Origin of the sequence: Erythrobacter aurantius (assembly GCF_023823125.1) — a bacterium.
Classification (GTDB): domain Bacteria; phylum Pseudomonadota; class Alphaproteobacteria; order Sphingomonadales; family Sphingomonadaceae; genus Erythrobacter; species Erythrobacter aurantius.
In genome coordinates, this window is sequence record NZ_CP090949.1 from 3,247,586 (window position 1) to 3,259,621 (window position 12,036).

Below are 12,036 nucleotides of genomic sequence, written 5' to 3' on the forward strand. Positions count from 1 at the left end.
GCGCGGCAAATGCGCTTACCGTTCGGACAATCGCCACGACCCTTCACGAAACGCTTGACCAGCGACGCGGCTCGCTCCACGATTCAGCGCATAATGACAGATGACACGCCAGACAGCCTGATCCCGTATGACGAGATCGTCCAGGAAGCGCTCCGCGCCGTTGTCGGGCGCGTGCTCGGCGAGATCGAGCGCGGGGGGAGCGAGCTTCCCGGCAACCATCATTTCTACATCACGTTCAAGACGGGCGCACAGGGCGTGTCGATCCCGGCTCACCTGCGTGAACGGTTTCCCGATGAAATGACGATCGTGCTCCAGAACAAGTTCTGGGACCTCGACGTGCAGGAAACCGGGTTTTCGGTCGGCCTGTCGTTCAACCAGATCCCGGCGAAGCTGGAAATTCCCTATGCCGCGATCACCGCTTTCGTCGATCCGGCGGTGGATTTCGGTTTGCAGTTCCAGGCGTCGGTGAACGAACTGGCGCCCGAAGAACACGACATTGCCGAAAACGATGCCGAACCGCAGGGCGGCAAGCCCGATGGCGATGGCGGCGACGGCTCCAATGTCGTGACGGTCGATTTCGGCCGCAAGAAATAGCCGCAAGGTCGCAGGGAGACTTCGAGGCACCATGACAAGGAAAGCCTCCGACAAGGAAACGTCCGCGCCAGAATCCGCGCAGAAGCCGCCGCGCCGCCTGCCGCTGCCAAGCGACAATCCGACGACCAATCTCGTGATCGCCGACATCGTGTTGCTCGGCGCGTCCACCTTGCTGCGCCAAAAGGTGGAACGGCAGGTCGTGAAAGCCAGCGCGCACAGCAGCGAGGAAGAGCGGAAAGTGCTCGACGGGCGTTCGATGCTGACGACTTTGGGCCTCTACGGGGCCAGCCGTCTGGCGACCCGATCGGTGCCGGGGCTGGCGCTGGTGACGGGAGGGCTGGTGCTGAAGACGCTGTATGATCGCGGCAAGGCTGTCCGCCGCAGAAAGGGTCGGCAACGCCCGACCAGCCAAGGGGCCGATAAGGACACTTGATTTCCGTGCCCCATTTGCGGCAACGGGGCCTATGGGCGATCATTCCTTCAAATCGACGGACAAGCTGGCGCGGCGCGGCCTGCTGTTCATCCTGTCTTCCCCCTCTGGCGCGGGCAAGACCACGCTTTCGCGCATGCTGCTGGAACAGGATCCGGAAATCACGCTGTCGGTTTCCGCCACCACCCGCCCGCCGCGTCCGGGTGAACGTGACGGGGTGGACTATCATTTCGTGTCCGACGCGCAGTTCGACGCGATGGTGGCAGAAGACGATTTCTACGAATGGGCGCAGGTCTTTGGCCACCGTTACGGCACGCCCAAGGGCGCGATCCGCGAAGGGTTGAAGCGCGGACAGGATTACCTGTTCGACATCGACTGGCAGGGCACACAGCAATTGAAGCAGAAGGACGATCAGGACGTCGTCACCGTTTTCGTGCTGCCGCCCAGTCTCGACGAATTGCGCCGCCGGCTGGAAAGCCGGGCACAGGATTCCGCCGAAGTCATAGATTCCCGCATGGAACGCGCCCGCGCCGAAATCAGCCACTGGGCCGAATATGATTACGTCGTGATCAACGATGACATTAGCGAATGCTTTGCCCGCGTGCGCGAAGTGCTCGACGCGGAGCGCATGCGCCGCAAGCGGCAGACCGGGCTGATCCCGTTTGTGCGCGAATTGATGGGGTAGGTTGTTGGGGTAGTTCGGGCGGGTTTCACCGTCGAAGTCTGTACCGGCCCACTACCCAAGCCATTGGCGCAACAGGATTTTCATGTACAACACCGTCACTGGCAGGCGTAATGCGAAGCCGGGACGGGGGCGCACATGAAGGTCAAGATGATCCTGCCGGCTTTGACCGAGGCAAAGAGCCCGTTCTGGCGGCCAATCAAATATTCCCTGTCTCCGCCGCTGGGCCTTGCGACGCTGGCGTCGTTCCTGCCGGATGACTGGGACGTCGAACTGGTCGACGATCATGTCGAAACGCTGCAGACCGACGATCAGCCCGATCTGGTCGTCATCCAAGTCTACATCACCAATGCCTATCGCGCCTATGCGCTAGCCGATCTGTACCGGGCGCGCGGGTGCTACGTCATTCTGGGCGGGCTGCATGTGACCTCGCTCCCCGATGAAGCGGCGCAGCATGCCGACACGATTTTCATCGGTCCGGGGGAGCAGACCTTTCCCGAATTTCTCGCAGACTTCGCGGCGGGGCACGCATGCGCCGTATATGTGTCCGGCGATGGGCGAACGATCGAAGGCATTCCGCCGGTCAGGCGCGATCTGATCAAGCGCGAACGTTATCTTGTGCCGAACTCGATCGTCGTCACGCGCGGCTGCCCCCAGCATTGCGATTTCTGCTACAAGGATGCCTTCTTCGAAGGGGGCCGCTCGTTCTACACCCAGCGGATCGACGAGGCCTTGGCCGAGATTGACCGGCTGCCGGGACGGCACCTGTATTTTCTGGATGATCATCTGCTTGGCAATCGCCGCTTCGCATCGGGATTGTTCGAAGGCATGAGCGGCATGGGGCGGCTGTTCCAGGGGGCGGCCACCGTTGACAGCGTGCTGCGCGGTGACCTGATCGAACAGGCGGCAGAAGCGGGGCTGCGCAGCCTGTTTGTCGGCTTTGAAACGTTCAGTCCGGCCAATCTGAAAGCCAGCAACAAGAAACAGAATCTGGCGCGCGATTACGAGGCGGTGGCAAGGCGGCTCAGCGATCTGGGGATCATGATCAACGGATCGTTCGTGTTCGGCATGGATGACGACGGGCCTGACGTGTTTGATCGCACGGTGGACTGGGCGGTGTCGAACGGGATCACGACCGCGACCTTTCACATCCAGACGCCGTATCCGGGAACCCGCCTGTTTCAGCGCATGGAGGAACAGGGACGCATTACGAGCAGGGACTGGGATCGCTACGACACTAGGCAGGTTGTGTTCGAGCCGATGCGGCTAAGCGCGCAGGAGCTGAAAGACGGGTATGACCGCGCCTATCGCGATTTCTACAGCTGGGCGAATGTGTTTGCGGGTGCATCGGGCCATCAGTCGCTGAAACATCAGGCGAAGCATTTCTTCTATGCGGCAGGCTGGAAGAAGTTCGAACCGCTATGGGATATGGTGATCAACGCGCGGCGGCTTGATGTGATGACGCCGCTGCTCGAAGCGGTGCTGTCGCGGGTTACAAAGGCGGCGGATCGCGCCTCGGGCCACAGGAGCGAACGGGTCGAGGCGGTCGACCGGATCGAAGTCTGATGCGGCGGCATTCGGCGTTTTCCTACATCGCCACAATAGGTTAGGCTGGCGTCGGTTCTTTCAAATCGTGGACAGCAAAGCCAAACGAAAAAGCCCCGCCTGCCAAGCGGGGCTTTTGGCGTTTCCGGGGCACCCCTTTGGAAAAGAGAGCCCCTAGCATGCACTTCATCAACTTGCATTTTGTGCAAGTGTGAAGTCGGTCTGCTACTCTCAACCGTGTCCGGCGGGATCGTTGAACATCGACGGAAGCGCCGCGTTGACGACGCCGCCATCCACGGTCAGCGTTTCGCCGACGACATAGTCGCCCGCGCGGCTGCACAGGTAGATCGCGGCGGCGGCCATGTCTTCGGGGCTGCCGATACGCTTGGCCGGGATCATCGATGCCGATGCGTCGGGCGCGTTCTTGGCGGCCTTGTTCATCTCGCTGGCAAAGGCGCCCGGCGCGATCGAGGTGACAACGATGTTGTCCTGGATCAGCCGCGCGGCCATGCGGCGGGTCAATTGGATGACGCCCGCCTTGGAAGCCTGATAGGCGTAGGTTTCCCACGGGTTGATCCGCTGGCCATCAATGGAGGAGACATGGATCACCTTGGCCGGGTGATCGCCCTTGCCGCCTGCGACCAGCAGGTTGTGCAGCTTTTGCGTGAGGAAGAAAGGAGTCTTGACGTTGAGGTCCATCGTGCGGTGCCAGCCCGCCTCGTTGAATTCGAGATAGGGTTGCCCCCACGCCGCTCCGGCGTTGTTGATGAGGATGTCGAGCTTGTCCTCGCGCTTGGCCATTTCGTCGGCGAGCGACTGGATGCCGTCCATCTGCGACAGGTCGGCGGGGATGCCAATGACCTTATCGGCGCCGAATTCGTCGATGGTTTCCTGCATCTGCTCGACCTTGCGGGCCGAGATGTAGACGCGGGCGCAACCGGCGGCGAGCAGGCCTTCGACGAACATCTTGCCGATGCCGCGCGAACCGCCGGTGACGAGCGCAACGCGCCCTTCGAGGCTGAAGAGTGATTGAATGTCCATTGGTCGGTATCCCTTTAGTAGCCGCTCAACTGCGCGACGCGATTGGCGTGGAAATAGGCATCGCCGAGGAATTCCTGGAGCGCCCGGTCGCGCTTCATATACAGGCCGATGTCGTATTCGTCGGTCATGCCGATGCCGCCGTGCATCTGCACGCCCTCCTTGACGGCGAGACCAGCAGCCTTGGCGACCTTGGCCTTGGCAACGGATGTCATCAGCTCCGCGCTTTCGGCGCCTTCGTCGAGCAATTGCTGCGCCTTGATCGTCACCGCACGGGCGATTTCGACTTCGGAATAGAGGTGGCTGGCGCGGTGTTGAAGCGCCTGGAATTCACCGATCAGCTTGCCGAACTGCTTGCGCTGCTTGAGGTAGTCGATCGTCATGTCCATCGCCCCGCGCGCGACGCCGACGCCTTCGGCAGCGGCACCGATACGCCCGGCGGCGAGCATGGCGTTGAGCACTTCGCGGCCACCGTCGACTTCGCCGATCACGGCATCGCCATCGAGCTCGACCCCGTCGAACTTCGTGTGCGTTGCCATCGAACTGTCGACGAGGCGGACCGGATCATGGTTCATGTTGGCCGCGTCCTTGGGCACGGCAAACAGGGTTATCCCGTCCTCGTCCTCATCCGCGCCGCTGGTGCGGGCGGCGACAACAAGCATGTCGGCGCTGGCACCGTGGATGACGAAGCTCTTGGCGCCGGTCAGGCGGAAACCGTTGCCCGACTTCTCGGCGCGGCAGGTGATGCGGCCCGGACGGTGCTTGGCGGTTTCGTCGATCGCGACGGCAAACACGCTCTCGCCTTCGATGAGGCCGGGCAGATACCGGTCCTTGATCGCGGCTCCGCCGTGCTTGAGCGCGGTCGCGGCCAGCACGGAGGAGGTCAGGAACGGCGACGGGGTGAGGTTGCGGCCGATCTCTTCAAGCACGATCCCGGCTTCGACATGGCCCATGCCCAGCCCGCCATCGTCTTCGTCCAGAAGCATGCCGGTAAAGCCCAGCTCGGCGAACTGCTTCCACAGGCCGTGGCCGAAGGCGTCCTTGCAATTGCGATCGCGCCAATGGCGCAGCTGCTTGGCGATATTGCCTTCCTCGGCCATGAAACCGGCGGCGGTGTCGGCCAGCATGGCCTGATCTTCGGTGTGATAAAGGGGCATGGTGTGCCTCGTTCCTCTCTCGGAATGTCGTTATCGGGGCCGCATCCCGATCACGGAACGCGGCCCTTGTTCTTGGTGGAGACCTCAGGCGCCCGGCAGGTCGAGAATGCGCTTCGAAATCACGTTGAGCATGACTTCGCTGGTGCCGCCCTCGATCGAGTTCGCTTTGGTCCGCAGCCAGTTGCGCGAAGGCTTGCCCCCGCCGGTTTCGTCGCTTTCCCATTCGAGGCTGCGCGAACCACCGGCCGACATCATCAGCTCGTGGCGGCGCTTGTTCAGTTCGGTCCCGACGTATTTCATCATGTTGGGCTGCGCCGGATGGCCCTTGCCCGCCTTCATCTCGTCCATGAACTTTTCAGCCATCGCGGTGAAAGCCAGCGCATCGACATCGAACAGCGCCAATTCGCTGCGCAGCACCGGGTCGATCTCGTCACCGGTTTTCGCCGCGTGACGCTTCATCGCCGAACCGATGGCTGCGGTGCGTTCACCGCCGCCCATGCCGGAAATCATCTCGCGCTCATGGCCGAGCAGATACTTGGCCACGTCCCAACCGCGGTTGATCTGGCCGACATAGCCGGGGATGTCCTCGCCATAGCTCTTGGGCACCTTCACATTGTCCATGAAGGTTTCGCAGAACGGGCTGTTGCCGCTGATCAGCAGGATTGGCTTGGTCGACACGCCTTCGCTGGTCATGTCGAACAGCATGAAGGTGATGCCCTGATACTTGTCGTTCTTGTCGGTGCGGACGAGGCAGAAAATCCAGTCGGCGTGATCGGCATAGGAAGTCCAGATCTTCTGGCCGTTGACGATCCAGTGATCGCCCTTGTCCTCGCCGAATGTCTGCATCGAAACGAGGTCGGAGCCGCTGCCCGGTTCGGAATAGCCCTGACACCAGCGGATTTCGCCGCGCGCGATTTCGTTGAGGAAGCGCTGCTTCTGCCCTTCGGTGCCGAATTTCAGCAATGCCGGGCCAAGCATCCAGATGCCGAACGAGCTGAGCGGCGGGCGGGCGTTGATACGGCTCATTTCCTGACGCAGGATCTTGGCTTCGGCGGGGTTCAGCCCTGCACCGCCATATTCCTTGGGCCAGGACGGGACGGTGTAGCCCTTGTCCCGGCAGGCTTCGAACCATGCCTTTTGCGCATCGTTCTTGAAAGTGGCCTTGCGGCCGCCCCAGTACACATCGCTGTCATCGCGGGCAGGTTCGCGCATTTCCGGCGGGCAGTTCGCCTCCAGCCATGCGCGCGTTTCAGTGCGGAAGGTTTCCAGATCGGACATTGCAGCCGACTCCTCTCAAATTGGCTCTCACTTAACGCTTACGTTATCGTGATTTCGCGAGCGCCCGCAAGCACCGTTACGATAGGCACGCATGCCGTAGCGTCAGCGGGATTCCGTTGACGGATGCAGCCGCGAGCTTACGTTCGGGTCAAGGTTTGGGAGAGCCAGAATGACCGGATTCGCGCAGTTTCGGCAGAACATGATCGCGCACAGGAGCGCGACCGCGTGAGCTTTGTCGAAGGCAAAGTTCCGGCACGCCTGAAACTGATCCACGGCTTTGGAGCGGTGGCATTCGGGGTCAAGGATTCGGGCTTCAGCTTCTTCCTGCTGCTGTTCTACAATCAGGTTCTGGGAATGGATGCGGGGCTGGTCAGCCTCGCCCTCCTGATCGCACTGCTAGTGGATGCGGTGATCGATCCGATCCTCGGCAATCTGTCCGATCGCACCTACACGCGATGGGGTCGCAGGCTTCCATGGCTCTACGCCGCGCCGATACCCCTGGCCTTTGCATGGGTCGTCATGTGGTCTCCGCCGGGGTCGGAAGCGCCCAGCTTCCTCGGTCTGGTCGGAATTGCCATCGTGGTGCGAGTGCTGCTTTCGGCTTGCGAGGTACCTTCGGTATCGCTGCTTCCCGAAATCACCGCAGATTACGACGAACGCACGACGCTGTTTCGCTATCGCTACCTGTCAGGCTGGTTCGGCGGCATCCTGATGATGATGCTCGCTTACACCGTCTTCATGCCCGGCCCCGAAGGCCTGCTGCAACGCGACGGCTATGTCGCATTTGGCACATTTGGCGCGATCCTGATGGCAGTGTCTGTGCTGGGCTCGGCGCTGGGCCAGCATCGTCTGGTCGCGCATCTTCCGGAAACCAAGCCTGAGCCTTTCAGCCTGAAAGGCGCATTCTCCGAAATTATCGAAGCTTTCAGCGAACGCGCGTTTCTGATCTTCGCAGCGGGCGGACTGGCGGCCTATGTCAGTCAGGGGATGACGTTTTCGATCTCGAACTACGTCAACGTGTTTGTCTGGCAGTTCGATCGGATTGCCTTGCAGCTTTATCCCGTCATCCTGTTCTTTTCGGTGGTGCTGATGTTCTTCATCGTCAGCCCGATGCACAAGCATCTCGGAAAACCGAAAAGTGCGGCTGTATCGGCGCTGGTATCGCTGGGTCTGTTCCTGCTTCCCTATTTGCTGCTGCTGGGCGGGCTTTGGCCGGAGGTGGGCACCACTCGATCAACCGGGCTGTATTTCACCTTCCTGGTGTTCGCGAACACAATGGGGATCGTTGTGATGATTTCCGCCAGCTCGATGATCGCGGAGATCGTCGAAGCCTATCTGGAGCGTACCGGCCGGCGTGCCGAAGGGGCTTTCTATTCCGGCAACTGGCTGGTGCAGAAATGTGCGACCGGGCTTGGCATTTTCCTGACCGGGCAGATCATCCGGATGTCACAACTTTCGAGCGACGCCGCACCGGGGGAAGTCCCGCAGGAAGTCATAAGCGACATCATCCTGATGTATGGCGGCGTCTCGATTGTGCTGGCGTTGATCGCCGCCTACTGGCTTGGCCGGTTCCCGATCAGGCGGGAAGATCACGAAGCCCGTGTGGCGGCATTGGCGGCGCGCAGGGCATCACAAGAACAAGAGGCGCACAGCCACAAATGAGAGCTTGGCGCGGGCACAAGGCTCTGCCACGGTCGGCCCGACAGATTCGATTGCATTTCAGGACTGAGAGAGGATTATCCCCATGGATTTCGAACCGACAGAACGCCAGGCCTATTGGCGCGATCGCGTGCGCGACTTTATCGAAGCGCACGTTCGCCCCAATATCGACACCTACAAGGCGCAGGATGCCGAAGGCGATCGCTGGAAGGTGATCCAGATCATCGAAGACAAGAAGAAGCTCGCCAAGGATGCGGGCATCTGGAACCTCTTCATGCCGCCCCGCAACGACAGCCATCACCATGTCGATGACAGCTTCGAATTCGAAGGGCCGGGCCTCACCAACCTCGAATACGCGCTCTGCGCCGAGGAAATGGGCCGCATCGGCTGGGCATCGGAAGTGTTCAACTGCTCCGCCCCCGACACTGGCAACATGGAAGTGTTCCACCGCTATGGCACGCGGGAGCAGAAGGAGCAGTGGCTGCGTCCGCTGATGAACGGCGAAATCCGTTCGGCCTTCCTGATGACGGAACCCTTCACCGCATCGTCCGACGCGACCAATATCGAAACCCGGATCGAGCGCGATGGCGACGAATACGTCATCAACGGGCGCAAGTGGTGGTCATCAGGTGCGGGCGATCCGCGTTGCAAGGTCGCCATCGTCATGGGCAAAACCGACTTCAGCGCCCAACGCCATGCTCAGCAAAGCATGATCCTCATGCCGCTCGATGCGCCGGGTGTGAACATCCTGCGCCACCTGCCGGTGTTCGGCTATGACGATGCACCGCACGGCCACATGGAAATCGAACTGAAGGACGTACGCGTTCCGGCCAGCAACATGCTGCTGGGCGAAGGGCGCGGGTTCGAGATCGCTCAGGGTCGCCTCGGGCCGGGCCGTATTCACCACTGCATGCGCACCATCGGCGTTGCCGAAGAAGCGCTGGCCAAGATGTGCCGCCGCCTGCAAGAGCGCGAGGCGTTCGGCAAGCCGATCTACAAGCATTCGGTCTGGGAAGAGCGCGTTGCGCGCGCCCGTATCGACATCGACATGACCCGCCTGCTGTGCCTCAAGGCTGCCGACATGATGGACAAGGTCGGTAACAAGTCGGCCAAGCAGGAAATCGCCATGATCAAGGTGCAGGCACCCAACATGGCGTTGAAGATCATCGACGATGCGATCCAGGCGCATGGCGGTGGCGGCGTTTCGGACGACTATGGCCTTGCCGCAAGCTATGCGCACATGCGCACGCTGCGCCTTGCCGACGGGCCGGACGAAGTGCACGCCCGTTCCATCGCCCGCATGGAAATTGGCAAGCACGTGCCCGAAGCGGGACCGAGCGCCAATGCCCTGCGCAATGGCTCGGCTCCGGCGAATGACGGTGGCTCGTTCAGCTCGGGGGACATGGGGGTCGCTCGCTGAGCGCCCCACCCCTTCCGACAAGAACCTGCTGAGAGAGGAAGCCAGACATGGCAAAAGCCGCAATCCTTGAAACGCCGGGTCAAGGCCTGGTGATTGGCGAGGTCGAATATGCCGACCCCGCCCCGCACGAAGTCCTGATCGACACCAAGGCTTGCGGCCTGTGTCATTCGGACTTGCACTTCATCGACGGTGCTTATCCGCATCCGCTCCCCTGCATCCCCGGCCATGAGGCCGCGGGTGTGGTGCGCGCGGTCGGATCGGAAGTACGGTCAGTGAAGCCGGGCGATCACGTGGTTTCCTGTCTCAGCGCGTTCTGCGGCCAGTGCGAATTCTGCGTCACCGGGCGCATGGCGCTTTGCCTTGGCGGCAACACCCGCCGGGGCAAGGGCGAAGGCTCGCGCATCACTCGTGCGGGTGGCGATCCGGTCAACCAGATGCTCAACCTGTCGGCATTGTCGGAACAGATGCTGATCCACGAAAACGCCTGCGTCGCGATCGACAAGGACATGCCGCTGGATCGTGCCGCCGTGATCGGATGCGCGGTGACGACAGGGGCCGGCACGATCTTCAACGCCTGTAATGTGACGCCGGGCGAAAGCGTGCTGGTGGTCGGTTGCGGCGGTGTCGGCCTTGCGACAATCAACGCAGCCAAGATCGCCGGTGCCGGCAAGATCATCGCCGCCGATCCCCTGCCCGAAAAGCGTGCCTTGGCCGAAGTGCTGGGCGCGACGCACACTGTCGATGCCCTCGCCGATGGCGTGGTGCAGGAAATCATGGCGATTTCGAACGGCGGTGTCGACTGGGGGATCGAAGCAGTCGGACGTCAGGCGTCGGCGGATCTGGCGGTGGCGGCACTGCGCCGAGGCGGCACGGCTGTCATCCTCGGCATGATGCCGCTGGACTGCAAAGTCGGCCTTGGCGCGATGGACCTGCTAGGCGGCAAGAAGCTGATGGGCGCGATCATGGGCATGAACCACTTCCCGGTGGACTTGCCGCGCCTCGTCGACTTCTACATGCGCGGCCTGCTTGATCTCGACACAATCATCGCCGAGCGGATCAGCCTTGAGGATGTGAATTCCGGCTTTGACAAGATGCGCGCCGGCCATTCCGCACGCAGCGTGGTGGTGTTCGACTGATGAGCAAGAACACCATGGGGATGCCCGATATCGATTTCGACAAGGAAATGGTGGGCACGGTCGAGGTGACCGAGCGCGACAAGCTCGATCTTGATCGGCTGACACAGTGGTTCGAAGCCAATGTCGAAGGGTTCGAAGGGCCGATCAGTTACACCAAGTTCAAGGGTGGCCAGTCCAACCCGACCTACAAGATCGAAACACCGGGGACAAACTACGTCCTGCGTCGCCAGCCATTCGGCAAGCTCCTGCCCAGTGCGCATGCGGTGGACCGCGAATACACCGCGATGACGGGCCTTTACCCGACCGGATTCCCCGTGCCGCGCACCTACGGGCTGTGCGAGGATCCGGAGGTGATCGGGTCAAAATTCTTCGTGATGAGCATGGCCGATGGCCGTTCGCTCTGGAACGGTGCGCTGCCCGGCTGCACGCCCGAACAACGGCGCGAAATCTACCATTCGCTGATCGACACGATGGCGGACCTGCATCTGAACAAGCCGGACCAGATCGGGCTGGGCGACTATGGCAAGCCAACCGATTACTGCGCACGCCAGATCGCGCGCTGGTCGAAGCAGTACAAACTTTCCGAAACCGAGCACATGCCGCAGATGGAGCGGCTGATCGAATGGCTGCCCGAAACCATCCCGCCGCAGCATGAATCCTCTGTGGTGCATGGCGATTACCGGCTCGACAATGTGATCTTCCACAAGACCGAAAACCGCATCATTGCCGTGCTCGACTGGGAACTGTCGACGCTGGGCGATCCGATCGCGGACTTCAGCTATTTGATGCTCAACTGGCACAATCCTGCCGATGGGCGCGCGGGACTGCTCGGATTGAATCTGGAAGAACTGGGCATCCCCTCACAGGACGAAGCGGTCGAGCGATATGTCGCACGCACGGGATACCCGGTTCCGCCGATGGACTGGTACTTCGCCTACAATTTGTTCCGCCTCGCCGGGATCATGCAGGGCATCAAGAAGCGCGTGATCGACGGCACCGCATCGTCCGCCCATGCGCAAGCCATGAGCGAGCGAGTGGCGCCATTGGTTGAGCGGGCCTACATGTTCGCCCGCGCCGCCGGAATGCCCGAATAGGCC

General features: G+C 61.6%; 11 protein-coding genes. 8 read left to right on the plus strand and 3 right to left on the minus strand.

Going from position 1 to position 12,036, the window contains the following annotated elements:
• Positions 1-93 precede the first annotated feature (93 nt).
• The 4 genes from L1K66_RS15530 (at position 94) to L1K66_RS15545 (ending at position 3,272) form a co-directional block, all read left to right on the plus strand.
• Positions 94-594, plus strand: coding sequence for an SspB family protein (locus tag L1K66_RS15530; RefSeq protein ID WP_252258690.1), 501 nt, complete (start codon positions 94-96; stop codon positions 592-594).
• Positions 595-625: 31 nt separating this feature from the next.
• Positions 626-1,027, plus strand: a complete 402-nt coding sequence (locus L1K66_RS15535) for a hypothetical protein (RefSeq protein ID WP_252258691.1) — start codon at positions 626-628, stop codon at positions 1,025-1,027.
• 31 nt (positions 1,028-1,058) lie between these two features.
• Entirely contained in the window at positions 1,059-1,709 is a 651-nt protein-coding gene (gene gmk, locus L1K66_RS15540) for a guanylate kinase (protein ID WP_252258693.1), read from the plus strand.
• Between the two features lie 135 nt (positions 1,710-1,844).
• On the plus strand, positions 1,845-3,272 hold the full coding sequence (locus L1K66_RS15545) for a B12-binding domain-containing radical SAM protein (RefSeq protein WP_252258694.1): 1,428 nt from the start codon (positions 1,845-1,847) through the stop codon (positions 3,270-3,272).
• A gap of 210 nt (positions 3,273-3,482) precedes the next feature.
• On the opposite strand, the gene L1K66_RS15550 is transcribed toward L1K66_RS15545, so the two are convergent.
• The 3 genes from L1K66_RS15550 to L1K66_RS15560 all read right to left on the minus strand — a co-directional run bounded on the left by L1K66_RS15550 (position 3,483) and on the right by L1K66_RS15560 (position 6,724).
• On the minus strand, positions 3,483-4,292 hold the full coding sequence (locus L1K66_RS15550; protein WP_034955344.1) for an SDR family oxidoreductase: 810 nt from the start codon (positions 4,290-4,292) through the stop codon (positions 3,483-3,485).
• Positions 4,293-4,306: 14 nt separating this feature from the next.
• Entirely contained in the window at positions 4,307-5,446 is a 1,140-nt protein-coding gene (locus L1K66_RS15555; RefSeq protein WP_252258696.1) for an acyl-CoA dehydrogenase family protein, read from the minus strand.
• A gap of 84 nt (positions 5,447-5,530) precedes the next feature.
• Positions 5,531-6,724, minus strand: coding sequence for an acyl-CoA dehydrogenase family protein (locus L1K66_RS15560; protein WP_252258697.1), 1,194 nt, complete (start codon positions 6,722-6,724; stop codon positions 5,531-5,533).
• 123 nt (positions 6,725-6,847) lie between these two features.
• Between L1K66_RS15560 and L1K66_RS15565 the strand changes: the two genes are divergently transcribed.
• The 4 genes from L1K66_RS15565 (at position 6,848) to L1K66_RS15580 (ending at position 12,033) form a co-directional block, all read left to right on the plus strand.
• Positions 6,848-8,386, plus strand: a complete 1,539-nt coding sequence (locus L1K66_RS15565; RefSeq protein ID WP_330221238.1) for an MFS transporter — start codon at positions 6,848-6,850, stop codon at positions 8,384-8,386.
• Between the two features lie 82 nt (positions 8,387-8,468).
• Positions 8,469-9,803, plus strand: coding sequence for an acyl-CoA dehydrogenase family protein (locus L1K66_RS15570; RefSeq protein ID WP_252258698.1), 1,335 nt, complete (start codon positions 8,469-8,471; stop codon positions 9,801-9,803).
• Positions 9,804-9,850: 47 nt separating this feature from the next.
• Positions 9,851-10,939, plus strand: coding sequence for a Zn-dependent alcohol dehydrogenase (locus L1K66_RS15575; protein ID WP_034955348.1), 1,089 nt, complete (start codon positions 9,851-9,853; stop codon positions 10,937-10,939).
• The gene (locus L1K66_RS15580) at positions 10,939-12,033 is read left to right on the plus strand and encodes a phosphotransferase family protein (protein ID WP_407931958.1); all 1,095 of its coding nucleotides are present in this window, start codon (positions 10,939-10,941) and stop codon (positions 12,031-12,033) included. The genes L1K66_RS15575 and L1K66_RS15580 overlap by 1 nt, the downstream gene beginning before the upstream one ends.
• Positions 12,034-12,036: the final 3 nt, after the last annotated feature.